Genomic DNA, 24,381 nt, shown 5'->3' with positions numbered 1-24,381 from the left:
GAGTCACGATGCCCATAGACCTGCGCCACGATCCCGCGGTGGTCGAGCTGGTCGAGAAGACCGAACGTTTCGTCCGCGACTACGTGTTGCCGCTCGAGGATGCGAACGCCGGCGACATCACCGCGGCCGGCGGCGACGACCTGCGCCGCGAGATGAACGCCAAGGCCAAGGCCGAGGGCATCTTCGCACCGCACGCACCGGTCGAGTTCGGCGGTCTCGGCCTGAACATGACCGACCGCGCGCCGGTCTTCGAGGCGGCGGGCTACTCCACCTTCGGTCCTGTCGCGCTGCACATCGGCGCGCCGGACGAGGGCAACATCCACATGCTCGAGCGCATCGCCAGCGAAGAGCAGCGCCACAAGTATCTCGCCCCGCTCGCCACCGGCGAGGTGCGGTCGGCCTTCGCGATGACCGAACCGGCGCCGGGCGCGGGCTCGGACCCCAATGCGCTGCGTACGCAGGCGGTCCGCGCCGACGGCGGCTGGAAGATCAACGGCAAGAAGCACTTCATCACCGGCGCCGAGGGCGCGGGCTTCTTCATCATCATGGCCCGCACGGCCGGCTCGCCTGGTGACCGCGGCGGCGCCACGATGTTCCTGGCTCCGGCCGACACCCCGGGAATCACCGTCGGTCGCCACATCAACACCATCGACAAGGCGATGATCGGCGGACACTGCGAGGTCACCTTCGACGACCTCTTCGTTCCCGACGCCGACATCCTCGGCGAGGTCGACGAGGGCTACCGGTACGCACAGGTCCGGCTCGGGCCCGCCCGCATGACCCACGTCATGCGCTGGCTCGGCGCCGCCAAGCGCTGCCACGACGTCGCGGTCGACTACGTCTCGCGCCGTGAGGGATTCGGGGGCCGGCTCGGCGACCTCGGCATGATCCAGCAGATGATCGCCGACAACGAGATCGATCTCGCCGCGGCGCGTGCGCTGCTGCTCAAGGCCTGTCACGAACTGGACCTGGGCAACCACGCGTCCGACGAGACCTCGATCGCGAAGACCTTTGCCGGTGAGGCATATTCGCGCATCGCCGACCGCAGCATCCAGATGTGCGGCGGCCTCGGGGTCTCCGCCGACCTGCCGATCGCCCGCCTGTCGCAGGAACTTCGTCCGTTCCGCGTCTACGACGGTCCGTCCGAGGTCCACCGCTGGGCCATCGCGCGCCGCGCCGTCGGCCGCGCGAAGAAGGCACAGGCCGCGGCGGGTGCGAAATGACCGGAGTCGAATCAGCTCTCGAGGCGGACAAACTCCGCCGGCTCCTCGTCGACAGCGGCGTCGAAGTCGCCGGTGACCTGTCCATCGACCTGATCAGTGGCGGCAAGTCGAATCTGACCTACACCGTCACCGACGGCCAGACGAAGTGGGTGGCGCGTCGTCCACCGACTGGTGGACTCACGCCGTCCGCTCACGACATGAACCGCGAGTGGGCCGTCACCAGTGCGCTGCAGTCGACCTCGGTGCCGGTCGCGCGAACCGTCGCCTTCGACTCCGACGGTTCGATCATCGGGGCGCCCTGCACGGTCGTCGAATTCGTCGACGGCCGGGTCGTGCGCACCGCAGAGGATCTCGCTGTGTACTCCGACGAGGAGGTGGCCGCCAATCTCGACGGTCTCGTCCGGACGCTCGCCGACCTGCACGCCGTCGACTACCATGCCGTCGGTCTCGGTGACTTCGGCCGGCCGGCCGGGTTCGCTGCGCGACAGGTCAAGTTGTGGGCCCGTCAGTGGGGTCACGTGAAGACCCGCGAGCTGCCCGACGTGGAGCGCCTCGTCGAAGCGCTGTCCGAGCGTGTGCCCGAGAAGGCCCGGGAATCGGTGGTGCACGGGGACTTCCGCGTCGACAACACGATCGTGGACGCGAACGACCCGGCACGCATCGCCGCTGTCGTGGACTGGGAGATGTCGACGCTCGGCGATCCACTGACCGACGTCGCGCTCATGTGCGTGTACCGGACCGGTGCCTTCGACCAGGTGCTCGGCTTCTCCGCGGCGTGGACCAGCGATCGCTACGCATCCGTGGACGAGATCGCGCAGAAGTATGCCACCGCAACCGGTTCCGATCTCGGCGACTGGGACTTCTACCTCGGTCTCGCCAACCTGAAGCTCGGCGTGATCGCCGAGGGCATCACCTACCGTGCCCTCTCGGGCGCGTCGTCGGGCGACGGCGCCGAGCGTGCGGGTGAGGCCACCGCGGCGTTCATCGCCGACGGTTTGCGTCACATCAGCTGAGAGTCACATCGGAACAGACAGTATACGGGGACAAGTGCATGAGTGAAGTGTCGAAGAACCGGTCCGCGTTGGTCACGGGTGCGTCCCGTGGCATCGGAGCGGCGATCGCCGAGCGGTTCGCCGCGGACGGTTGGGACCTGACGATCAGTGCCCGAGGCCGGGAAGCGTTGGAGAAGAAGGCGGCGGAGCTCCGCGAGCACGGCGCCGGCCGGGTGGAGGTCGTCCCGGCCGACATGACCGATGCCGAAGCGATCGCCGCGCTCGGTGCCGCACACGCCGACGCCTTCGGTCGCTGCGATGCGTTGATCATCAACGCGGGCATGGGCTCCAAGGGCGCGGTGGCGGATATGCCGGTCAAGCGTTTCGATCGTCTGTACGAGGTCAACGTGCGGGCGCCGTACATCCTGCTGCAGTCGGTGCTGCCGACCCTGCGGGCCACCGCGGCATCCGCCGGCGCCGCGAAAGTCATTGCGGTGGCGTCGATCACCGGCGTCTACCCCGAGCCCGAGCTGTCCGCCTACGGCGCGACCAAGGCCGCGTTGATCTCGCTGTGCGAGACGTTCAACCTCGAGGAGTCGGAGAACGGTGTGAGCGCGACGACGATCGCGCCGGGTTACGTTGCCACGGACATGACCGACTGGCTCAAGGACCGCATCTCCAAGGACGAGATGATCACGGCCGCTGATGTTGCCGTCGTCGCACATTCGGTCACGCAGCTGTCGCGGTACGCGGTGCTGCCGAACGTGGTGCTCACGCGTCCGGGCACGAATCTGCATCGGGCCTAGCAGGCGTCGAACACAACGAGGAGCCGTGTCGAACACCCCTGTCGCGGGGGTGATTTCGGCACGGCTCCTCGTTGTGCACGGTTGCTCGACGTGCCCACACCATGCCGCTGGACTCAGCGGAAGGTCGAGATACCGCCCTCACGGTCGGAGAGGTGGCCGTGCTCGTTGAACGACACCACCGTCACGCCTTGCCTGCCGACGATCAGTTTCGTGATCGACGCATTGACCATCGAGCGCGCCATCGTCGGCCACTGCTCGTCCGGGATGCCCCAGAGCTGCGCGATCCACTGAGTGATGGTGCCCGCGGAGGACACCACCAGGAGCGTCTGACCCGACCCGGCCTGCTCCGTGGCACGAACCGCGGCGTCGTGCACACGGGCCTGGAACTGCGGGTAACTCTCCGCGGGTCCACCGTCGGGTCCCGGTGTCGGTTCGTGGTCGCCGGCCGCGATCCAGGCCGCGAGGCCCTTGTCCAGATGCTGCTGGTAGTTGCGGCCGTCGCGGTACATCTCCGGGGATGCGTGTCCCACGAGCGCCGGAAGCGAGTACTCGTTCCAGCCGGGATCCACCTTCGCGTCCGGCCGTGCTTCGAAAGCGCCGAGCACTCCGCTGAGGGTCTGGCTCTGCCGCGGTAGGTCACCACTCACGGCCGCCGTGAATCCGTCGATCTGCCCCGACAGGAATGCGCCGGAGACCGCGGCCTGGGTGTCGCCGGTCGCGGTGAGTCCGCCCGGGCCGTTCCGGAGGTCGTCCGTGGCGTCGGATACGCCGTACGCCAACGCATTAGCCTGACCGTGCCGCACAAGGTAGATGACGCCCATGAGTGAACACTATTCGATCGCGATGAATTCGTATGCGCGGGCAGGTCTGTATCGGGTGAGACCCTGTTCCGGCCGGCTGATCCGCATGCGGTCGCACGGGCGGGTCGAGTCCCGATCTCGACTGGAGGCCGCCGTGGCATCGATGCTCTTCGTCAATCTGCCGGTGGCCGACGTGGCGCGGTCACGACGGTTCTTCGGCGCGCTGGGCTTCCGGTTCGACGAGATGTTCTGCGATCAGGCCACCGCGTGCATGACGATCAACGACGCCGCGATGGTGATCCTGATGCAGCACCGACGCTTCGAGGGGTTCGCGGCCGGCAGCATCGCCGACCTCACCCGCGGGCGAGAGGCACTCGTCTCGTTCTCCGCCGACAGCAGGGAACACGCCGACCAGCTCGCAGGCGCGGCGCTCGCCGCGGGCGGCGCACCGCTGCGCGACCCCGAGGACTTCGGGTTCATGTACTGCTGCAGCTTCTGCGATCCGGACGGCCATGCCTGGGAGGTGGTCTGGATGGACCCCTCCCAACTGCCGCAGAATCCCGACGCGTGACCCGGAACGCCAGTTCGGCCTGGGTATCAGTGCCAGGGGTTCGGCGCGGTGCGAGCCGGGGCGTCGTACGGCGTCGGGGGGAGGCCGAACCTCGCGAAGTCGGCTTCCATGGTGTCGCTGAAGAACGCCACCACGTAGCCGACCTTCTTCGTCGCCGGATCGATGTCGAGAACCTGGAGCTGAAACGGTCGGTGGACGCCGTCGGGTTCGCGCATGTACAGACCGAACGCGGGCTGCCCGTTGGCGACGGTGGGCAGCAGGATCTGATCGCCGGGCTTCTCCGCCGGGCAGTTCTTGCTGATGAGTGTCCCGATCGCCTCCGGGCCCTGGTACCAGCCGGTGAACGGCGGCATCTCCCAGATCGCCTTGTCGGTGAACATCTCGGCGATCGCGTCGACGTCGTAGCGCTCGAAAGCCGACACATAGCGTGCGAGGAGTTCCCGCTTGGCGTCGTCGTCGAGGACCGAGGAGTCCGAACTCGCGGAGTCGGCCTGCGGCCGCGCGGTCTTCAGTTGCTCGCGGGCGCGCTGCAGAAGGCTGTTGACGGTTGCGGTGGTGACGCCGATGGTGTCCGCGACCTCGGCGGCGCGCCACTGCAGGACGTCGCGCAGGATCAGCACGGCGCGCTGGCGTTCGGGGAGATGCTGGAGGGCGGCGATGAACGCCAGCCGCACCGATTCGCGTGCGCCGACGACGAAGGCCGGGTCCGCGTCGTCGCCGGGGGTGATCTCGTCGACGGTGCCGGCATACGGCTCGAGCCAGGGCACCTCGTGGTTCTGGAGGAGGTCGTCGGTCGGATCGAAGGCATCGCCGCCGAGGCCGGACGGGAGCGGTCGGCGCTGCGAACTCTGTAGTGCCGTGAGGCAGGTGTTGGTGGCGATCTTGTGCAGCCAGGTCCGCACCGAGGAGCGGTGGTCGAACTTGGCGTATCCGCGCCACGCGCGCAGGAATGTCTCCTGGGCCAGGTCCTCCGCGTCGTGATGCGAGCCCAGCATCCGATAGCAGTGGGCGACGATCTCACGACGGAACGGTTCGGCGACCTCCAGGAAATCGGCGTCGGAAACGGACTCACCCGCGGTTGTGGTCATGCTCACAATTTACCGTCGATCACCGACACGCTCGACTCGGAAGAGACAAGGCGACCTCGGTCCGCTTGGAACGCGACCCAGGTCGGATGGGCGCCGGGTCAGGATTTGGAATCACGCTGAGCGCAACCCGCGCGAATCATCGTCGGCGGGGCTATCTTCGCCGGTGAACGCGTATGCCCGCAGGTTGCGAAACCTTCGTCACCTGGCGGAACGGGCTTGCCGCGGCGGGGTGGGCGTTGCTAGCTTGATCCGCATGACGAGTGTCGACCGCAGGCTGTCGGAGGTCACCTATGTGACCACCGCGCTGGGCTGCCGTCTGCCGCTCGCTCGTGTTCTCTGTTGTTGTCGTCGAATGCGCTGAGCCGACGCCTCGTCCGGGGTGTCGCTCCAAGTCTCTTCATCCGAGCACTTCAGCCACTCCGCCCCGCCGTCTGAGCGCGGGGATTTCCGACGAGGACAATCATGACCGCAATCCTTCCCGAGATCTCCACTCGCACCCTGCGCACCGCCCCCACGCCGCTGACGCGTCGGCCTGCGTCCCGGCCGGTGCGCCGTGGTCCGCAGGTGAGCCGCCAACCCGTACCGTTGTCATCCGTACCTTCGTCGGTCCCGTCGTCCCGAATTCCGGGACCGATCGCTGACCGACGAGGATTCGGGAAGGGGGATCAGCGGGTGCACGTTGCGACGCCTCGCCTCGAGCTGTCGAACAAGCCGGCTGCTCTCGTCCTCCGGGCCGCCCGCCTGGCCGGCCCGCTGTTCCGCGATGATGCCGCCGAACGCACCGGCCTGAGCATCTCGACGGTCAACCGCCAGGTCAGTGCATTGCTGAAGGCCGGTCTGATCCGCGAGCGCGCGGACCTCGCCCCGTCGGGAGCCATCGGACGCCCGCGCCTGCCCTTCGAGGTCAACCTCGCCGAGTTCCTCACCCTCGGTATCCACATCGGTTACAAGGTCACCTCCATCACCACCCACGACCTGCTGCATCGCGTGGTCGGTGCCATCCAGATACCGACGCCGGTGGCCGACACGCCCGAGCAGACCCTCGCCGCGATCGGCGTGAGCGCACGCCGCTTCGCCGAACGCTGGACCGGAAAGCGAGTGCTCTGGGTCGGCGTCGCACTCGGTGGCCGGGTCGCCGAGGGCGGCATCGTGGATCATCCCCGCCTGGGCTGGGAGGGTGCACCCGTCGGGCGTGTCATCGCCGAGGCCGTGGGTCTGCCGGTCTCGGTCGCGTCGCACGTCGAGGCGACGGCAGCCGCCGAGCTGGTCCTCAACCCCGACGACGAGCAGTCGAGCTTCCTGTACTTCTACGCCCGCGAAATGCTGGGCATCGCCTTCAGCGTCGGCGGCACCGTCCACACCCCCACCGCGGGACCTCCGGTGATCGGTCACTTCCCGACCGGCGCCACCGAGCTCCTCGACCCGCAGCACACGGGTCGTCTCGAACCGGCGGTGAGTGATACCGGCATCGTCGAAGCTGCTCAGGCGCTAAATCTTTCGGTGACCGATGTCGAGGGTCTGCACGGTCTTGCCCGTGCGGGTGACGCAACCGCGCGCGCTCTCCTCGAAGAACGTGCCGAGGTCCTGGGCCGCACTGTCGGTCTCATCGCCGACATCTTCAACCCAGACCACATCATCCTCGGCGGTCAGGCGTTCACCGACTACCCGGCCAGCCTGCCGACGGTGGCCCGCGCCGTTCGCGAGACCTCGATCGTCACCAAACGCGATGTGCGGGTATCGCATTCGGGAGCCACGGTGCAGCAGCAGGCGGCCGGTGCGGTCTCGCTGGACGCGATCTACAGCGACCCGCTGCAGGCGATCGCGTTGACCGCCTGAACGGGCCGCTGTAGTCCCCTCGATACGCTCGCAAGCTCGCTACTCGGGGAGCGCGGGGTGGCTGCCTGCTCCGCTCAGTCGATGGTGCGCTTGTTGTACGCACGTAGGGCGAACGGTGCGAAGATCAGGGTCAGCGCGACCGCCCAGATGATGGTCGAGATGACCGGATACTGAAGCGGGAGAGCCGAACCCGGACCGAACTCCGGACCGTTGCCCCACAGCACACGCAAGGCCTGTACCAGTGACGACATCGGATTCCATTCGGCGATCGTCCTGAGCCACGTGGGCATCGGCTCGGTGGGGACGAACGCGTTCGACAGGAACGTGATCGGGAACAGCGTCGAGAACATGAAGCCGTTGACCGCCTCCACGGTTCGCAGCCACGATCCGATGAGGATGCCGAACCAGATCATCGCGAATCCGAACAGCAACAGCATGGCGTACGCGAGAACGGCCTCGACGAAGGAGCCGCGGATGCGCCAGCCGATCGCGAGACCGGTCAGCGACATCACCACGATGCCGATGGAACTGTGCAGGACGCTCGCGATGCTGCGGCCGATCAGCACGGACGACCGTTGGATGGGCAGCGACCGGAACCGATCGATGATGCCCTTCTCGAGGTCCGCGGTGATTCCCGACGCGACGATGAACGCGGTGAACACGATGGTCTGGCCCATGATGCCCGGCAGCAGGAATTCCTTGTAGGAGGCACTGTCGGTCTGGATCGACGTGCCGAACACATACGCGAACAGAAGCACGAACATGATCGGCTGGATGGTGACGTCGGAGAGCATCTCCGGCATCCGTTTGGTGTGGATCATGTTGCGTTTCACCATGATCCAGGACTGCTGCCAGAGGGACGTCGGATGGACTCGCGATGTGCTCGCGACCACCGCGTCGGTGTGTGCAGTGGTGGTGGTCATCAGGAGTGCTCCTCGTCGGTGGAGTTGGTGGTGTCCTCGGCGCGGTGTCCGGTGAGGGATAGGAAGACGTCGTCGAGGCTCGGGCGTGCGAGGCCGAAATCGTCGACAGCGATACCGCTTTCGTCGAACCAGGCGGCGACGCGGGGGAGGTCCCCGAGGCCGCCGGAAGCGGTGGTGAGCCGGCGTGCGGGGACGTCGACGAACACCTCCGCGCCGTTCTTGCGCAGCAAGGCTTCGGCCGCCGGGAGATCGTCGGCGTTGGACACGGTCAGCACGAGGCTCGCCGCGCCGGCCTGCTCCTTGAGCTGCAGCGGCGTGCCGTGGGCGATGATCCTGCCCTTGTCGATGACGACGATGTCGTCGGCGAGCTGATCGGCCTCTTCGAGGTACTGGGTGGTCAGCAGGAGTGTGGTCCCGTCGGAAACGAGGTCACGCAGCACGTCCCACAGCTCCGAGCGGCTGCGTGGATCGAGGCCGGTGGTCGGCTCGTCGAGGAACAGCACGGGTGGGGCCGCGAGGAGGCTGACCGCGAGGTCGAGTCGGCGGCGCATGCCACCGGAATACGACTTGACCTGCTTGTTGCCGGCCTCGCTGAGTGAGAACTGCTCCAGGAGCTCGTCGGAGCGACGGGCCAGGGTCTTACGACCGATGCCGTACAGCCCGCCGATCATGCGCAGGTTCTCACGTCCGGTGAGGATCTCGTCGACGGTCGCGGCCTGGCCGGTGAGGCCCATGTTCTGCCGGACCATGCCGGGCTGTTCGATGACGTCGAAGCCGGCGATGCGAGCGGTCCCGCTCGTCGGCGGTGACAGGGTGGTCATCATGCGGACGGTGGTGGTCTTGCCGGCGCCGTTGGGGCCGAGCAGGCCGAGGACGGAGCCGCGCGGGACCGTGAAACTGACACCGTCGACCGCGGTGAAATCGCCGAAGCGTTTGACCAGGTCGATGGCCTCGATCGCGACGTCGGGCGTCGCGAGGTCGCCGGGTGCGGCGGCAGGGACTGTGACTGAGCTCATAACTCTCCACGGTATCGATGGGGTCTGACAGGGGCGAACGATTTTTCGGGGACTCCGGGTGCGTATGGGGGACAACTCAGGGGCACATCGGGGAACGCCGACGTTCCTCGACAGGACAGACCGGGAACCCCCGTGGAATTCATCGGTCCGACGGCCCGGGCTCCGACGGTCGGAGTGGGATTCACGCTAGGACCTCAAGTTGGCTTGAAGTCAAGAGCGGACGTCCTCCGCAATTGCGGATTCAAGGTGCCATTTGTCACGCAGATACGGATACGATAACCGGCGTGACCGCGATACGGATCAAGGACGCCGCAGCATTGCTAGGCGTCAGCGACGACACGATCCGACGATGGATCGCGTCCGGGGTGCTCGAGCAATCCGACGACGGGCCGGTGGCGACCGTCGACGGGGCCCGACTCGCGCAGCTCGCGCGCGAGCGTGCCGTGGCGCCGGACGACGGTGCGCCCGTCGCGCGGTCGGCGCGAAATCGGTTCACCGGGCTGGTCACCGAGGTCCTGATGGACGGTGTGATGGCTCAGGTCACCTTGCAGTGCGGACCGTTCGAGGTGACGTCGCTGATGAGTGCGCAGTCGGCACGCGAGTTGGAGCTCGCGCCGGGGTCGGTGGCCACCGCGATCGTCAAGTCGACGAACGTCATCGTCGAAACGAACAGGGAGAACCGATGAGAAGGCTCGCAGTCGCTGCCGCGGTCGCCGTGATTCTGTGTGCGGCGGGGTGTTCGTCGGACGACGGGAGCGATTCGGGCACCGTAACTCTGGACGTGTCCGCAGCGGCGTCGCTGAAGAAGACCTTCACCGCGATCGCCGACGAGTTCGAGAAGCAGCACGACGGCCTCACTGTGCGACTTTCGTTCGACGGCTCGTCGACTCTGGTCAATCAGATCAAGCAGGGTGCGCCGGCGGACGTCTTCGCCAGCGCGGACGAGAAGAACATGTCGAAACTCGGTGACCTGGCGGTCGACCCCGAGATCTTCGCGACCAACACACTCGTGATCGTCACCGCCCCCGGAAATCCACAGGACATCGCGACATTGGCCGATCTCAACAAGCCGGGGGTGACGACGGTCGTCTGCCAGTCCGCTCAGCCGTGTGGGGCCGCGACCGAGATGGTGGAGAAGAACACCGGGATCACCATCGACGCGGCATCGGAGGAGCAGTCGGTGAGCGCGGTACTCACCAAGGTGACGACCGGGCAGGCCGATGCCGGGGTCGTGTACGTGACCGATGCGAAGGCGGCCGGCGACAAGGTGGCAACCGTGACCGATCCGGCGTTCGCCGCCGTCGTCAACTCCTATCCCATTGCGACGCTGAAGGATGCCGCCGACGGTGACCTGGGGTCGGAGTTCGTCCAACTCGTTCTGGGTGCTGACGGACAGCGCATCTTGACCGAAGCCGGCTTCGGCGCGCCGTGACACCACCCCGCTTCGCTCGACGGGGCCCGGCCGGATTGCCGGCTTGGGCGTATGGATTTGCCGCGGTCGGAGTCGCGCTGATCGTCGTGCCGCCCCTGGCGCTGCTGTTCCGCTCGCCCTGGGACACCTTCGTGAATCAGGTGACGTCTCCGTCTTCGCTTGACGCGCTGCGACTCTCGCTGATCACCGCAGCGATCAGCACCGTCATCTGTCTCGTGGTGGGCGTGCCTATGGCGGTGATCTTCGCGCGCCACGACGGTCTGCTCGTGCGCGTGTTACGGGCGCTGGTGCTCCTGCCGCTGGTGCTGCCGCCGGTGGTGGGCGGTCTGGCTCTGCTGTACACGTTCGGGCGCCTCGGGATCGTCGGGGAACATCTGCACGACGCCGGGATCGACATCGCCTTCACCACCGCCGCGGTCGTGCTGGCGCAGACCTTCGTCGCTTTGCCGTTCCTGGTCATCAGCGTCGAAGGTGCTGTCCGCGTGGTGGGTACGAGGTACGAGGAGGTCGCCGCGACGCTTGGTGCCGGACCGACCCGCACGTTGTGGCGGGTGACCCTGCCGTTGGTGGCGCCGTCGTTGCTCGCCGGGCTGGTGCTGGCGTTCGCGCGGGCGCTCGGCGAGTTCGGCGCGACGATCACGTTCGCGGGCAACGCGCCGGGCGTCACGCAGACCGCGCCGCTGGCGATCTACGTGTCCTCCGTCAACGACCCCCAGGCCGCGATCCCGTTGTCGCTCATTCTGGTTGTGATCTCGCTGGTCGTCGTCGTGGGTGTGCACAGCCGGCGGCGCCGGACTGGGGGTGCGCTGTGAGCGACGCGGATCTGGCGCTGTCCATCGACCAGGAGGTTCCGCCGCTGCGGGTCGAGCATCGCTTTGCTGCGAGCCGGACGACGGCTGTCGTCGGACCGAACGGTGCAGGGAAGACGACGATGCTGCGAGTGATCGCGGGGCTGCTGCGTGGGGACGGCACGACACGGATCTCCCTGGGTGACGAGGTGTTTCGCGACGGTCGCGTGTTCGTCCCACCTCACCGTCGGGGCGTCGCCCTGCTGTCCCAGGACGCGCGGCTCTTTCCGCACCTGACCGTCGCGGAGAACGTGGCGTTCGCGCCGTCGGCGCAGCGGATGTCGCGTGCCGAGGTGCGCGAACGAGTGGCGCGGTGGCTGGCGGCTGCAGAGGTCGCCGACCTCGCCGGTCGTAAGCCCGATGAATTGTCCGGCGGCCAGGCTCAGCGGGTGGCGATCGCTCGGGCGCTGGCCGCCGAACCACGAATACTGTTGTTGGATGAACCATTCCGAGCGCTCGACGTCGACGTGGCGAGTCGGTTGAGAGCCTTGTTGCGAGGGTTGCTCGCCGATCACGGGCGTACGACGATCATGGTGACCCACGATCCGGTGGATGCTCTCGGACTGGCCGAGGACATCGTCGTGCTGGACCAGGGGAGAATCGTCGAATCCGGTTCCACGCGAGAGGTGTTGACCAATCCAGGGAGTCGATTCAGCGCTTCGCTGTCGGGGATCAATCTGTTCGTGGGGCGGATAGGTGAGGCCGATGCCGTTGTCGACGATCGGGGTAATGCGGTGGTCGGGACTCCCGGGGACGACGCGCCGGCTGATGGATTCGCGGCCGAAACACCTGCCGCCGCGACGTTCTCACCGCGTGCGGTCGCCGTCTATCTCGATGCCCCGCACGGAAGTCCGCGTACCGCGCTGCAGGCGACGGTCCGTGACGTGGTGCCGCGAGGCGACCACGCGGTGGTGAACACCGACGTCGCCGATCAGGTTGTCGCCGCAGAGGTCACGTGGGCAGCTGTCGCGGAGCTGGGATTGGTCACTGGACTCGACGTCGTACTGGTGGTCAAGGCGAGCGAAGTGCGCGTCAGCGCGGTCGCCGAGCGGTAGCACTCCCAGACCTCATTTCGACAGGCAGACGTCGATCGAAGTCCAGGAGTCGAGTTGAGGTCTGCCAGTGTCGAACAGCTGTACTCCGAGTGTGGAAGGCCGGCGGTCATTTCGTGCTCATCCCCATATCGCGACGCCACATAGGAAGCCAAGCGTAAGGGTCGTCGTCGACGGCAGGCACACCATGCAGATCGTTAGGTAGTCGCGAGCGTTCGCTATGGCTTCGGAGAAAACCTGTGAGGCAGAGCGCGAGTAAGGCGCAGGGTATGGATGTCGATGCCTACCCTTGAAATGGTCCTTCATCAGTCGCACCCTGCGGCGAGCAGCTTGGCGGTACCACAGTGGTTCACGGTTGCATGTCCGATGTCAGAGATCACTTCTTCACCAGTCAAGACGTCAGGAGGTCGCCGAAGTAGAGTCCGACGAGGAATGCGGTCCACGAGGGAGCGCAGATCAGCGCATTCTTGAACTGGTCGGTCACCGCGATCGCGTTGTCATGAGGACGATGGTTCGACCTATGCCGCGGAGCGCCGGCGTGACGTCGCTTCATACCTCGGGTCACCTGTCCTATCGATTCAGAACTGCTGGAAGGTTGCAGCGCTGGCCACACTGCCGATGGCTGCGCCGAGCTCGGTCCAATTCGATCGACGCCGTTTGATCGGATCGAGCCCTCCCTACCGAAGCTGTCGAGGAAGAAGACGTTTGTCAGGTCGATGTCACGTACCCAAGCACCAATCCGATGCAGAAGGTCAGGAGCGGGTACGTGACGAACATGGACAGCTTCCCGCTGAAATAGGTGCTCAGCTGTCGCCACTTGTCGGTGTTGAAATCTTCGTCAACCACAGATCTTCCATTTCTCTGATTTCTGATTCGACTGTTTCCCAAACGGGCACAGGAGCTGTGGCCGTGAAGATCGCAAGGGCAGACTGTCCAGTCGAAGTCAGATAGGCCAGCTGCGATCGGCGAACGTGCAGATTCAAGCCGTCAGCGACGTACTCGCCGTAGTCGGCGCAAAGGTAGCCGTTCCGGCCGACTGTGTGGTCGATGACCGTAGCCCCTGGGAGCGCCTGAATATCGAGAGTTGTATCGATCGTCGACAGGCGGATCGGATCGATGTCGCCAAGAGTGAAATATTGAATCACAGTGTTCGAGACGAACGTGGGCGGCGGAGTTTCGGAACGAAGAAGCACGCGACTCGCCATTGCGCTGTGCGCGACGTCGGTCTCCATGTCGTACCACGCAGGGGGTGGAACAAAATCCGCGCTGACCGACGACGCCCTGAGCTCGGCCGTCGCCGCGAAGTTCGCGATTGCGTACTCGAGGGCTGCGATCACGCGTTTGCCGTCCCTGCATTCATCAGCTTGATAACGCACCCCCACACAGCAGCCCCAGGAAGAAGGTCAGGCCAGACGGGATACATGCCAGTGGTGTCCAGAACATGAAGCTCGTCGTACTGTCGGACAGGCTCGTGGACAGCCGTCGCGGGCGGTCGCGTTGAGTCTGTGCTTTCCATGGCGGCAATGAGTCAGGGTCTCGCTTGCCGGAGTCAGTGTGTTTCGCCATCAATCGAACCAACCTTTCACGAACTTCACTGCGTCGGCGCCGGCCTTGCTGCCGATGGCGGCGCCGATCCCAGCTCCGATAGCGGTGCCAACGGGACCGGCGAACGAGCCCACCACGGCTCCCGCTGCAGCTCCCCCGATCGCCCCACCGCCGACAGCCCCGACGACGGCGGCAGCAGCGTCGCCGCCATCCTGCTCGTCGCGATCGTACTTGCTCCACTCGTCGTAGACCGTGACACCCAAGCCGAGAAAAAAGGAACCTTTTGCCATCGTCTTGCCCAGAGAGCTCATACGCGCGACATCGTCCGCACTCATCCCTGCCTGACCCACAGACCGCCTTGACCTGCGATAAGCCTCAGCGATGTCTTCACCGCGTCGCTGTATCGCAGAGATCGCTGCTGTCGCAGCTGGGCCGGATAAGTCACCCGTAAGTCCGAGGGCGTTCTTAATGTATTCGACCCGCGACGGATCGAGCCCGTCTGTCTTACCAGCCTTGAGGTTCTCGAGCTGTTGAGGCGTAAGCGCCATCATGCGTTCAAAACGTCCGCGTTGCTCCGGGGTCGCTGTGCCTGCCATCACCGCTTTGGCGTCGCTCTCCGCGAGTCCCGGGTCGACGACTCCGCGGTTGCTTGCAATGGAAGCTGGTGTCATCCCGCCGATTTCGCCAAGTGCACCGTTGATTGCATCCCGCGTGGCGGTCACCGTATCGTCCGCAACTGTCGCGAGGCCCGAGAGCGCGGACTGGTGTTCGAAGGCTTCGCCGGCGTCGTACTCGGCGCCATCCGGCGCCCGGGCCGGATCGAAGTTCACTGCGTACCCGCGGCTTCCGCGGTCAAGGATGTAGCCCCTGCTGTCGGCCAGGGTGGTTCGACTCTCGAGCGCAGTGATTGCGTTGCGAATGTTGGTTGCCCCGTTCTGCAGGACCTCTGCGAGGTCACCGAATTCGTCGGCGGTGTTCCTGATCCATCGGGTGAGGCTCTCAGCCCTGGTGTCGGCGGCACCGCGGGCGTTGCCTTGCCAGTCCGACAGCATCAGGTTGAGAATCGGGTTACCGGCTTTCGGCGCTTCGACCTCCAGATGGGCCTGCAATCGAACGACGCCGAACGCGATCTGCGCCATGACCTCGGGCTTCCACGAGGTCACCTCGTTGTAACTCGGTGGCATAGGGCTTACTGCACCGACAACAGAACGCTGAGCGGAACGACGTGGTGTGTCTGGTCGCCTTGACGAGTGGGGTAGGGGACTGCGTCCCTGATCCGGCCCGCACTCTGATCGTCTGTGGCAACGGTGGTTTCCTTGGCGTCGAGCACCATTTCGGAGCATGCGGACACCGCGCCGGACAGGTGAGCCAGCGACGAGGCGATATCGTGATCGGCGCTGGCTGCGACCACGGACATGTCACTCGTTGCACCCTTGAAGTTGCCGGCCAGTTCACCGAAGGTCGAAGACGTCCCTTCGAGGCCCGCGTACGACGTTAACTCGAGCGCCATCAGCCGTGATGCGCAGTTCGCGACGTCCGTTGCAGCGGTATCGAGTGCTGCTGGATCGACAACCAAGTCCGACACAAATCCCCCGTTGATATCGCAAACAACCATAGATGTATTGGTGCCAGGGTAGATCGGCAGGGGCAGAGTCGCAGATCGCTGTCCACAACCCAGGGCCGGACCTCATTCCCGACTGCCAGATCCCGATCGAAGTCTGCCGGTCGAACTGACGTCTGCTGGTCAGTCGTTCAGGGGGCCGTCGCGATGTGCTTCGAGGACGCGGGCCTTGAGGTGCTTGTAACCCCGGACCCGCAGTGAGGGCATCGATTTGAGATAGAACCGGTCGTCGGCGCTGATCTCGTCGGCGATGGTGTCGTCGATGAGAGTTGTTCCCGGACGGGCGGACCCGGCCAGGCGGGACGCGATGTTGACGGGTTCACCGAAGACGTCGCCGAGTCGGGTCAGCACGGGTCCGCGTGCGAGTCCGACGCGGAGCGGTGGCAGGTGATCGTTCTCGGACAACTCGTGGATGCGGATGGCCGCAGCGGCGGCAGCATGCGCGTCCTCGAACGTGAACATCACCGCGTCGCCCAGCGTCTTGACGACGCGACCGCCGTGATCGACGACGACGTCGAACGTGTCGTCCTCGAACGAACCGAGGAGAGCCTCGAGGTCGGTCAGGTCGATCCGCCGCGAGAGGCTCGTGTAACCGACGATGTCGGCGAACCCGACGATCAGGTCGAACTGTTCATCCGCCGAATGCTCCACGTGACGTTCGAGGGCGAGCGCCATGTGGCGTCGCCAGATCAGCTGCTGGACCTGACCCAGTGCCGCGCTCATCTGGTCGAGATCCCACGGGGTGTCCGGGTCGTCGGCGATCTCCCGGAGCTGATCGGCCTGCCAATCGGCCAGCCGGGACATCGTCTGGCCGATCGCCCGCGCCATCGCGATCTGCGTGGCCTCGGGCATGGCGCCCGACGACGCGGCGAACACGCGCAACGCGGCGACGTCGCTCTCGGTGGCGACTTTGTCATCGGTGGATCGGCGCACGAAACCGAACGCATTCCAGGCTTTTTCGGCGAACTCGGGTTTGATGCCCAACTGTGCGATCAGCTCGTCGCGCGTGTAGCGGGGCTCGTTGACATCGGCGACGGACGGTCCGCGGTCGTCTCCGGCGAGGGAGCGTGAGTCTTCCGGCATGGAGACAGTGTCTCGCACTGTGCGGCCGGGGGAGGCTCATTGGGTGCAGGATGCGCCTGCGCAACCCGACGCCATGGGTCCGGCGGGTCAGATGGCGAGCACGCCCTTCATGAGATACGCCATCCGCGCGGCGAATTGGGGGCTCTGGGCTCCCCGACGCATCCGCACCGCGTCGTTGACGATCGACAGTGCCGCGTGGACGGCCACCGCGCCCTGGTCGCGCTTGAGTGACGGGTCCACCTCGACGAGCAGATCGGTCCACCGCGCGACGTAACGCCGCTGAATGTCCAGCAGGTCGGTCGCGCTGGGTTGCCCGGCGAGCACCGACGAGTTGTTGAAGCTGACCGAGAGGTCGGGCGTGCTGGTGATGACGTCGACGTAGGAATCAACGAGTGCGGCCAAGAGTTTCGCCGGGTCGTTGGTTGCACCGTACGCCGCCATCACCCCGGCCTCGAGGCGGGCGCCACTGCGGTGACCGATGGCCACCAGGATCGCCATTTTCGACGGAAAGTGTTTGTACACACTGGGTCCCGCGATGCCGACGGCGCCCCCGATCTCGTCGACGCCGACATCGGAATAACCGCGATCGGCGAACAGTGCGGCCGCGGCGTCGAGGATCTCGTCGCGGCGTGACCGCGTGACACCGGTGACGACCGGTGTCGTGTCGAGTGGCGGCGCGGTCGACGGACTCAGCGCCAGCAGGCGTCGGACCAGCTTCTCGATCTCTTCGCGGGCACGAACGCTGGACATCCGGGTGTGATGGACGGTCAGGCTGCCGCTGACACTCAGGATCGCCCATGCGAGCTGGACCGCCTCGCGTTCGGTCAGGTCGTCGCGGCCGGTGAGGATCGCGGCCGCCCACTGCCCGATCACCTCGCGGGTGCGGAGCGCGACCTGCTTGTTCTGGTCGACGGTCAGGTAGTTGCTCGTCCAGCGCCAGAGCGATGCCGTCTGCGGACTCTTGACCGCGAGCGCGCACACCGTCGAGATCAGCGTCGCGGCGTCGTTCCCGTGCCTGAGGGCGCGATCGGTGCAGTCCTCGAGGTCGTCGACGCCGGCGAGGACGGCCTGCTCGAGAAGGGACTGCTTGTCGTCGAAATGCCTGTACACCGACGGTGCGGTGACCCCGGCTGCGCGGGCGATATCGGCCACCGACACCTGTGCGTAGCCACGCTGGACGAAGAGCGCCGCCGCGGAATCGACGAGCTGTCGCTTGCGGTCGGCGCCCTTGGTGCGGGTTGTTTTACGGTCAGGCATGGTGAACAGACCATAGCGCACATTCGCCGATGAGCGAGAGTCGTTGACCATGGGGTATAGCCAAATAAGTGATTCCGCGTTAGCCTCGGTGGGTAACCAACTGGTGGTTCGTGTGAAAGGAACACTTTCGTGCCTGATCAAGCATTCATCTACGAGGCGATCCGTACGCCTCGTGGCAAGCAGCGCGGCGGTGCGCTGCACAGCGTCAAGCCGGTCGACCTGGTCTCGGGTCTGATCGACGAGCTCCTGGCCCGCCACGGCGGTCTCGATCCCGCCGATGTCAACGACGTCATCCTCGGTGTCGTCTCGCCGGTCGGCGAGCAGGGTGCGGTCATCGCACGCACCGCGGCCCTCAACAGCGGCCTCCCCGAGAGCGTCCCCGGTACTCAGGTCAACCGCTTCTGCGCCTCCGGCCTGGAAGCCACCAACCTCGCCGCGGCCAAGGTCGCCTCCGGCTTCGACGACCTGGTCATTGCCGGCGGTGTCGAGTCGATGTCGCGCGTCCCGATGGGCAGCGACGGCGGAGCGCTCTTCACCGACCCCGCGACCGCCTACGACCACTACATCGTCCCCCAGGGCATCGGTGCCGACCTCATCGCCACCATGGAGGGATTCTCGCGCGAGGATATCGACGGGTATGCCGCCGAGTCGCAGGCTCGTGCTGAGAAGGCCTGGGCGAGTGGCTACTTCGCCAAGTCCGTGGTGCCCGTCAAGGACATCAACGGCGTCACCATCCTCGACCACGACGAGCACCGTCGTCCGGGCTCGACCGTCGAGAGCCTCGGCAAGCTGAAGCCCGCCTTCGCCGCCCTCGCGGACATGGCCGGCTTCGACGACGTCGCGCTGATGAAGTACCCGAGCGTCGAGAAGATCAACCACGTCCACACCGGTGGCAACAGCTCCGGCATCGTCGACGGTTCGGGCCTCGTGCTCGTCGGCAGCGAGGCGGCCGGCAAGCGCAACGGCCTCACCCCGCGTGCTCGCGTCGTCTCCTTCGCCGAGGTCGGCAGCGAGCCCACCATCATGCTCACCGGCCCGACCCCGGCCACCGAGCTGGCACTGAAGAAGGCCGGCCTGACCATCGACGACATCGACGTCTTCGAGCTGAACGAGGCCTTCGCGTCGGTCGTCATGAAGTGGATGAAGGATCTGAAGGTCCCGCACGAGAAGGTCAACATCAACGGTGGCGCGATCGCCATGGGGCACCCGCTCGGTGCCACCGGCGCGATGATCTACGGCACCTGCCTCGACGAGCTCGAGCGCACCGGCGGCCGCTACGGCCTGATCACTCTTTGTATCGGTGGCGGCATGGGCGTCGCGACCATCATCGAGCGTCTCTGACCCCCTCCCACTTCACGAGAAAGAACTCTGCGAAACACCATGAGTGACAACATGATCAACTGGGAGAAGGACGCCGATGGCGTCGTCATCCTGACCATGGACGACCCCAACCAGGGCGCCAACACCATGAACGCGCTGTACCAGGAGTCGATGGCTGCGACCGTCGATCGCCTGGAGGCGGAGAAGGACGACATCACCGGTGTCGTCCTGACCTCGGCGAAGAAGACCTTTTTCGCCGGCGGCGACCTCAAGGACATGACGAGCGACCGCTCGGACGTCTCCAAGGCCGAGATCGCCACCCAGATCACCGAGACCACCAACGGCATGAAGAAGGTGCTGCGTCGTCTGGAGACCCTGGGCAAGCCCGTCGTCGCGGCCATCAACGGAGCCGCGCTCGGTGGCGGCCTGGAGATCGCGCTGCACACCCACTACCGCATCGCCGCGGACGTCAAGGGTGTCCAGATCGGTCTGCCCGAGGTCACGCTCGGCCTGCTCCCCGGTGGCGGTGGCGTCGTCCGCACCGTCCGCCTGCTCGGTATCCAGAACGCCCTCATGGGCGTCCTGCTCCAGGGCCAGCGCTTCAACGCGACCAAGGCCAAGGAGACCGGTCTGGTCGACGAGGTCGTCGGCTCCATCGAGGAACTGATCCCCGCCGCCAAGGCATGGATCAAGGAGAACCCCGAGGCTCAGCAGCCGTTCGACGTCAAGGGCTACAAGATCCCGGGCGGTGCTCCCACCAACCCGGCTTTCGCCGCGAACCTCCCGGCGCTTCCGGCCCTGCTCCGCAAGCAGCTCAAGGGCGCGAACATGCCGGCGCCGCCGGCCATCCTGGCCGCAGCGGTCGAGGGTGCCTACGTCGACGTCGACACCGCCGACATCATCGAGACCCGCTACTTCGTCTCGCTGGTCACCGGCCAGGTCGCACAGAACATGATCAAGGCGTTCTTCTTCGACCTGCAGCACATCAACGGTGGCGGCTCGCGTCCCGAGGGTTACGAGAAGTTCACCGCCAAGAAGGTCGGCGTCATCGGCGCCGGAATGATGGGTGCCGCAATCGCTTACGTGTCGGCCAAGGCCGGCATGGAGGTCGTCCTCAAGGACATCGACCTCGAAGCTGCCAAGCGCGGTAAGGGTTACTCGGAGAAGCTCGAGGCGAAGGCCGTCGCCAAGGGCAAGACCACGCAGGAGAAGAGCGACGCGCTGCTCGCCCGCATCCACCCGACCGTCGACGCCGCCGACTTCAAGGGCGTGGACCTCGTCATCGAGGCCGCCTTCGAGTCGGTCGAGGTGAAGCACAAGGTGTTCCAGGAGATCGAGGACATCGTCGAGCCCGACGCCGTCCTGGGCTCCAACACCTCGACCCTGCCGATCACCATCCTCGCCGAGGGTGTGAAGCGTTCCGAGGACTTCATCGGAATCCACTTCTTCTCGCCGGTCGACAAGATGCCGCTGGTCGAGATCATCAAGGGTGAGAAGACCTCGGATGCGGTGCTGGCCAAGGTCATCGACTACACGCTGCAGATCCGCAAGACCCCGATCGTGGTGAACGACAGCCGTGGCTTCTTCACCAGCCGCGTCATCGGCACCTTCGTCAACGAGGCCATCGCGGCCGTCGGCGAAGGCATCGAGCCGGCGTTCATCGAGCATGCGGGCACCCAGGCCGGTTACCCGGCCGCGCCGCTGCAGCTCATGGACGAGCTGACCCTGACCCTGCCGCAGAAGATCCGCAAGGAGACCGAGGCAGCGCTCAAGGCCGAGGGCAAGGAAGTTCCGCAGCACGGCTCGAACGCCGTCGTCGACTGGATGGTCGAGAACGGCCGCACCGCCAAGAAGGACGGCAAGGGCTTCTACGACTACGACGAGAACGGCAAGCGCACCCAGCTCTGGCCGGGTCTGCGTGAGCAGTTCAAGTCGGGCACCACGGAGATCCCGCTCGAGGACATGAAGGAGCGCATGCTCTTCGCCGAGGCCCTCGAGACCGTGAAGTGCTTCGACGAAGGAGTTCTCACCTCCGTTCCGGACGCCAACATCGGCTCGATCTTCGGTATCGGCTTCCCCGCGTGGACCGGTGGTGTCATCCAGTACATCAACGGGTACGAGGGTGGCCTGCAGGGCTTCGTCGATCGCGCACGCGACCTCGCCTCGAAGTACGGCAAGCACTTCGAGCCGCCGGCCTCGCTGGTCGAGAAGGCCGCGAAGGGCGAGAAGTACTGACGCTTCGAGGCTCGTCGCTACCGCTCCTCGCACCTCAGGGAGCGGGTAGCTGATCTCTCACGCAGGAGCCCCGGCCGGATTCATTCCGGCCGGGGCTCTTGGTTTTCCCCCGCGTACAGGCTTCCGTCCCGCCAATTGAGCTCAATAAGCGGGACGGAAACGCCTCCGCGCGAAGGCTCAATCCTCCGAGGGCACCTCGGTACCGCCGACGCTGAGCACGACGCGGGCGCCGTAGGGTACCGCCTCGATGAGCCGCAGTTGCGCCAGTGCCGGATGGGCGTCGAGCAGACGGCCCGCATTCGCGAGTGCCCGCAGGGATGCCGTCTCGGCCCGGGCTGCCTCGAGCTTCGCCAGGCCGCGGGTCCTGGCGGTGATCACCTCGAGTGCGGCACTGCGGATCTCGGACGGCACGATGATGTCCCGAATGGCGACATCGAGCACCTCGACACCGACGGTGGCGGCGACCTCGGCGGCGGCCGCACGGATGGGACCGACGTCGACGGCATCGCCGCGTCGGATCAGATCCTCCGACGGGACGTTGGCGCAGACCCGGCGCAGCGCGATCTGCGCGGCCAGGTAGACCGCGCCGATCGGGTCGGCCGCCCGCTCGACGAACGCCCGTGCATCGATCACGCGGGCGCGCAACGACATCGACACCCGGATCGAGATCGAGTCCGAGGTGAGGATCTCCTGCGGCGCAACGGGAATAAGTCGGTCGCGCAGGTCGACGGTCACCGTCGAGTCGGGCTTGGGGATCTGGTGACGGCCGGTTCCCAGGGACTGGACCTCGGTACCCCGGTAGGCCAGCACCGTATGACCCGGTGGGACGGTGATCTCGTTGTAGAAAATCATGGCGATCCTCCTTTCCGTTGCGTCGCAATGTTTGTCGGGACGTATGTGGTTGTATTGGCGACACCGCTCGCGGGCGGGCCGACCGGTGGGATCGTGCTCCGTCGATTCGCGTACGACTCACCGTGACGACCACAGGACCGGCCGAACCCGTGATCCCGGGAGCGGTGCCGTGATCAGGACTCGAACCTGAATGGGTTGAAAAGACCCTTTGCCATCAAGTAGACGCGAGGATTCCGACGCGCAGGGACGCGTCGCGGTATCCCGCTCCGGCCTGCTGGTCCTCGTGCCGAACGGGAACTATGCCAGTGGGGAGACGCAGGGGCAACGGATTATTCGGTGGGCTGGTGGGGAACCGTTCGACGCCGTGATGCGTCTAAGTGCGCATGACCCTCATACCGGCAGACCGAAGCGGTCTGATCGCACGCGACGATGCGCTGCGCGCAGGTTTCACCGATCAGGACCTCGACCACGCGGTGTCGCAGAACCACCTTGTGCAATTGGGGCCGGGGATCTTCGCTCTCGCGTACGGATACCTGCTGTGGTCGCGGAACGCGGACCGATGAATGAAAGATCCTTACGCGGAGCCGTTTCCCTCCCGCTTGGTGGATCTGACAGGCGGAAGGGAAACGGCTCGGCGGGAGGGGAATGATGCAGCGGGAATGAGGGGTCAGCGGGAGAGGAAGGAGGTGACCGTGGCCTCGAAGGCCTCCTTGGCCTCGATCATCACCCAGTGCCCGCACTTCGGGAAGATGTGGAGCTCGGCGTCGGGGATGAGACGCATGGGGACCATCGCCATGTCGGGCGGGCTGACTCGGTCGTCGCGGCCCCAGGTGAGCAGCGTAGGGCAGGCGACCTTGTGCATCGACGCCCAGTACGGCGGCGTGTCGGAGGCGGCCATGAACTGCTGCTGCATCTCGAAAGCCGCGGAGCCGTACATCATCTGGGCGGTCTTCTGGGCATCCGGATTGATGGCGGCTTCCCAGCGTTCCTCGATGAGCTCCTCGGTGACCAGCGAGCGGTCGAAGACCATCGAGTTGAGCCACCGCACCAACTTGTCTTTCTCCGGCGCGTCGGTGAACTCCTGGAGGAGTCGCAGGCCCTCGCTGGGACTGGGGCTGAACACATTCGGGCCGACGCCGCCGATGGTGACGAGCTTCTCGACGCGGTCGGGCTTCTTGATCGCCAGGTTGACGCCGACGACGCCACCCATGGAGTTGCCGATCATGGGGGCCTTGTCGATGGCGAGCGCATCCATGAACCGGATGACCGAGCCGCCGGCGGTGAGGACGGGGTGACCCTCGACCGCGTCGCTGACGCCGAAACCGGGGAACTCGATCACGTAGCAGTGGTGTGTCTGCGCGAAATGGCCGAGATTGCCGCGGTAGTTGCGCCAACCGGTGACACCGGGACCCGATCCGTGCAGCAGGATCAGCGGCGGCGCGTCGGCGTCACCCGCCTCGTGGTAGCGCAGGGTGCCCTGGTCGGTCGTCAGTTCCCGTTTGGTCGCTTCGTAGGAGACATCCACGCCACCAGATTAGAACGTGTTCTAATCCGTTGTCACGGGTGTTGGTGATTGTGCTCGTGACCGGGGGATATGTGTCCGACGCCGATGATGTCGTGCAGGATTCGATGGACGATCGCGTCGCCGACGACCTCGTAGTGGACCGTTCGGCCGACCTTCTCCGATCGCACCCATCCCTGGGCGCGCAGGGCGCGAATCGACTGGGAGGCGGCATTCTCGGTGATCCCGATGGCCGCCGCGAGTTCGGCGACCGTCGAGCCCGGGTGGGCGTGCATCTCGGCAACGAGGCGGAGTCGGGTCGGGTCGCTGAGCAGGGTGAAACGCGCGGCCCACGAGTCCGCGTCGAAGTCGGTCACCGG

Annotated in this window: 25 protein-coding genes; 12 read left to right on the top strand and 13 right to left on the bottom strand. The window is 66.0% G+C overall.

Translation table 11 applies throughout. The features are described from left to right. Nucleotides 1–8: 8 nt before the first annotated feature. Genes NWF34_RS13530 through NWF34_RS13520 form a run of 3 tightly spaced genes read left to right on the top strand, consistent with a single transcriptional unit; the run spans nucleotide 9 to nucleotide 3,021 of the window. A complete protein-coding gene (locus tag NWF34_RS13530; RefSeq protein WP_258325296.1) occupies nucleotides 9–1,223 on the top strand; it encodes an acyl-CoA dehydrogenase family protein in 1,215 nt (404 codons plus the stop codon). After that, complete coding sequence (locus NWF34_RS13525) at nucleotides 1,220–2,236, top strand: phosphotransferase family protein (protein WP_258325295.1); 1,017 nt, start codon at nucleotides 1,220–1,222, stop codon at nucleotides 2,234–2,236. The genes NWF34_RS13530 and NWF34_RS13525 overlap by 4 nt, the downstream gene beginning before the upstream one ends. 38 nt (nucleotides 2,237–2,274) lie before the next feature. Further along, a complete protein-coding gene (locus NWF34_RS13520) occupies nucleotides 2,275–3,021 on the top strand; it encodes an SDR family oxidoreductase (RefSeq protein WP_258325294.1) in 747 nt (248 codons plus the stop codon). Nucleotides 3,022–3,134: 113 nt separating this feature from the next. Here NWF34_RS13520 and NWF34_RS13515 read toward each other — a convergent pair whose 3' ends face one another. Then, nucleotides 3,135–3,842 (bottom strand): histidine phosphatase family protein, encoded by a 708-nt coding sequence (locus NWF34_RS13515; RefSeq protein ID WP_006436633.1) that lies wholly within the window; start codon nucleotides 3,840–3,842, stop codon nucleotides 3,135–3,137. Between the two features lie 133 nt (nucleotides 3,843–3,975). Between NWF34_RS13515 and NWF34_RS13510 the strand changes: the two genes are divergently transcribed. Then, nucleotides 3,976–4,392: a VOC family protein gene (locus NWF34_RS13510; protein ID WP_258325304.1), complete on the top strand. Its 417-nt coding sequence runs from the start codon at nucleotides 3,976–3,978 to the stop codon at nucleotides 4,390–4,392. A 26-nt stretch (nucleotides 4,393–4,418) separates the two neighbouring features. On the opposite strand, the gene NWF34_RS13505 is transcribed toward NWF34_RS13510, so the two are convergent. After that, nucleotides 4,419–5,480 (bottom strand): sigma-70 family RNA polymerase sigma factor, encoded by a 1,062-nt coding sequence (locus NWF34_RS13505; RefSeq protein WP_258325293.1) that lies wholly within the window; start codon nucleotides 5,478–5,480, stop codon nucleotides 4,419–4,421. A 672-nt stretch (nucleotides 5,481–6,152) separates the two neighbouring features. Between NWF34_RS13505 and NWF34_RS13500 the strand changes: the two genes are divergently transcribed. Continuing rightward, nucleotides 6,153–7,316 (top strand): ROK family transcriptional regulator, encoded by a 1,164-nt coding sequence (locus NWF34_RS13500; protein ID WP_258325292.1) that lies wholly within the window; start codon nucleotides 6,153–6,155, stop codon nucleotides 7,314–7,316. 74 nt (nucleotides 7,317–7,390) lie between these two features. Here NWF34_RS13500 and NWF34_RS13495 read toward each other — a convergent pair whose 3' ends face one another. Both NWF34_RS13495 and NWF34_RS13490 read right to left on the bottom strand, forming a co-directional pair. Continuing rightward, nucleotides 7,391–8,239, bottom strand: coding sequence for an ABC transporter permease (locus NWF34_RS13495; RefSeq protein WP_258325291.1), 849 nt, complete (start codon nucleotides 8,237–8,239; stop codon nucleotides 7,391–7,393). Then, on the bottom strand, nucleotides 8,239–9,255 hold the full coding sequence (locus tag NWF34_RS13490) for an ATP-binding cassette domain-containing protein (RefSeq protein ID WP_258325290.1): 1,017 nt from the start codon (nucleotides 9,253–9,255) through the stop codon (nucleotides 8,239–8,241). Before NWF34_RS13490 ends, NWF34_RS13495 begins: the two co-directional genes overlap by 1 nt. 284 nt (nucleotides 9,256–9,539) lie before the next feature. Between NWF34_RS13490 and NWF34_RS13485 the strand changes: the two genes are divergently transcribed. Genes NWF34_RS13485 through NWF34_RS13470 form a run of 4 tightly spaced genes read left to right on the top strand, consistent with a single transcriptional unit; the run spans nucleotide 9,540 to nucleotide 12,590 of the window. Then, nucleotides 9,540–9,941: a molybdopterin-binding protein gene (locus tag NWF34_RS13485; RefSeq protein WP_258325289.1), complete on the top strand. Its 402-nt coding sequence runs from the start codon at nucleotides 9,540–9,542 to the stop codon at nucleotides 9,939–9,941. Then, a complete protein-coding gene (gene modA / locus NWF34_RS13480) occupies nucleotides 9,938–10,687 on the top strand; it encodes a molybdate ABC transporter substrate-binding protein (protein WP_258325288.1) in 750 nt (249 codons plus the stop codon). The genes NWF34_RS13485 and modA overlap by 4 nt, the downstream gene beginning before the upstream one ends. Nucleotides 10,688–10,722: 35 nt before the next feature. Then, nucleotides 10,723–11,499: an ABC transporter permease gene (locus tag NWF34_RS13475; protein ID WP_258325287.1), complete on the top strand. Its 777-nt coding sequence runs from the start codon at nucleotides 10,723–10,725 to the stop codon at nucleotides 11,497–11,499. Next, nucleotides 11,496–12,590 carry a sulfate/molybdate ABC transporter ATP-binding protein gene (locus NWF34_RS13470; protein WP_024499444.1) on the top strand — a complete coding sequence of 365 codons (1,095 nt, stop codon included), beginning with the start codon at nucleotides 11,496–11,498 and terminating at the stop codon, nucleotides 12,588–12,590. Before NWF34_RS13475 ends, NWF34_RS13470 begins: the two co-directional genes overlap by 4 nt. Nucleotides 12,591–12,978: 388 nt before the next feature. On the opposite strand, the gene NWF34_RS13465 is transcribed toward NWF34_RS13470, so the two are convergent. From NWF34_RS13465 to NWF34_RS13440, 6 genes are all read right to left on the bottom strand, one after another. Next, entirely contained in the window at nucleotides 12,979–13,140 is a 162-nt protein-coding gene (locus NWF34_RS13465) for a hypothetical protein (RefSeq protein ID WP_258325286.1), read from the bottom strand. A 250-nt stretch (nucleotides 13,141–13,390) separates the two neighbouring features. Then, entirely contained in the window at nucleotides 13,391–13,963 is a 573-nt protein-coding gene (locus NWF34_RS13460) for an acetyltransferase (protein WP_232513037.1), read from the bottom strand. A 189-nt stretch (nucleotides 13,964–14,152) separates the two neighbouring features. Then, a complete protein-coding gene (locus NWF34_RS13455) occupies nucleotides 14,153–15,271 on the bottom strand; it encodes a hypothetical protein (protein ID WP_258325285.1) in 1,119 nt (372 codons plus the stop codon). A gap of 50 nt (nucleotides 15,272–15,321) precedes the next feature. After that, nucleotides 15,322–15,717, bottom strand: a complete 396-nt coding sequence (locus NWF34_RS13450) for a hypothetical protein (protein ID WP_024499446.1) — start codon at nucleotides 15,715–15,717, stop codon at nucleotides 15,322–15,324. A gap of 159 nt (nucleotides 15,718–15,876) precedes the next feature. Beyond that, complete coding sequence (locus NWF34_RS13445) at nucleotides 15,877–16,836, bottom strand: adenylate/guanylate cyclase domain-containing protein (protein WP_096274806.1); 960 nt, start codon at nucleotides 16,834–16,836, stop codon at nucleotides 15,877–15,879. An 87-nt stretch (nucleotides 16,837–16,923) separates the two neighbouring features. After that, on the bottom strand, nucleotides 16,924–18,093 hold the full coding sequence (locus NWF34_RS13440; protein ID WP_035760660.1) for a TetR/AcrR family transcriptional regulator: 1,170 nt from the start codon (nucleotides 18,091–18,093) through the stop codon (nucleotides 16,924–16,926). A gap of 129 nt (nucleotides 18,094–18,222) precedes the next feature. Here NWF34_RS13440 and NWF34_RS13435 point away from each other — a divergent pair, with 129 nt between their 5' ends. Beyond that, nucleotides 18,223–19,434 (top strand): acetyl-CoA C-acetyltransferase, encoded by a 1,212-nt coding sequence (locus tag NWF34_RS13435; protein ID WP_096274805.1) that lies wholly within the window; start codon nucleotides 18,223–18,225, stop codon nucleotides 19,432–19,434. Nucleotides 19,435–19,473: 39 nt separating this feature from the next. Beyond that, nucleotides 19,474–21,648, top strand: a complete 2,175-nt coding sequence (locus NWF34_RS13430; RefSeq protein WP_096274804.1) for a 3-hydroxyacyl-CoA dehydrogenase NAD-binding domain-containing protein — start codon at nucleotides 19,474–19,476, stop codon at nucleotides 21,646–21,648. 177 nt (nucleotides 21,649–21,825) lie between these two features. On the opposite strand, the gene NWF34_RS13425 is transcribed toward NWF34_RS13430, so the two are convergent. Next, complete coding sequence (locus tag NWF34_RS13425; RefSeq protein WP_096274803.1) at nucleotides 21,826–22,500, bottom strand: slipin family protein; 675 nt, start codon at nucleotides 22,498–22,500, stop codon at nucleotides 21,826–21,828. Between the two features lie 383 nt (nucleotides 22,501–22,883). On the opposite strand from NWF34_RS13425, the gene NWF34_RS13420 reads away from it, so the two are divergent. After that, on the top strand, nucleotides 22,884–23,063 hold the full coding sequence (locus tag NWF34_RS13420; protein WP_096274802.1) for a type IV toxin-antitoxin system AbiEi family antitoxin domain-containing protein: 180 nt from the start codon (nucleotides 22,884–22,886) through the stop codon (nucleotides 23,061–23,063). 104 nt (nucleotides 23,064–23,167) lie between these two features. On the opposite strand, the gene NWF34_RS13415 is transcribed toward NWF34_RS13420, so the two are convergent. Together NWF34_RS13415 and NWF34_RS13410 are read right to left on the bottom strand one after the other, a co-directional pair. After that, a complete protein-coding gene (locus NWF34_RS13415; protein ID WP_191834604.1) occupies nucleotides 23,168–24,025 on the bottom strand; it encodes an alpha/beta fold hydrolase in 858 nt (285 codons plus the stop codon). A 32-nt stretch (nucleotides 24,026–24,057) separates the two neighbouring features. Further along, a complete protein-coding gene (locus tag NWF34_RS13410) occupies nucleotides 24,058–24,378 on the bottom strand; it encodes a helix-turn-helix transcriptional regulator (protein WP_096274800.1) in 321 nt (106 codons plus the stop codon). Between the last annotated feature and the right edge of the window lie 3 nt (nucleotides 24,379–24,381).

The organism is Gordonia sp. GONU (genome assembly GCF_024733855.1).
GTDB lineage: Bacteria > Actinomycetota > Actinomycetes > Mycobacteriales > Mycobacteriaceae > Gordonia > Gordonia amicalis.
Note: the sequence above shows the minus strand (reverse complement) of the source record. Positions and strands in the feature narration are given on the sequence as shown.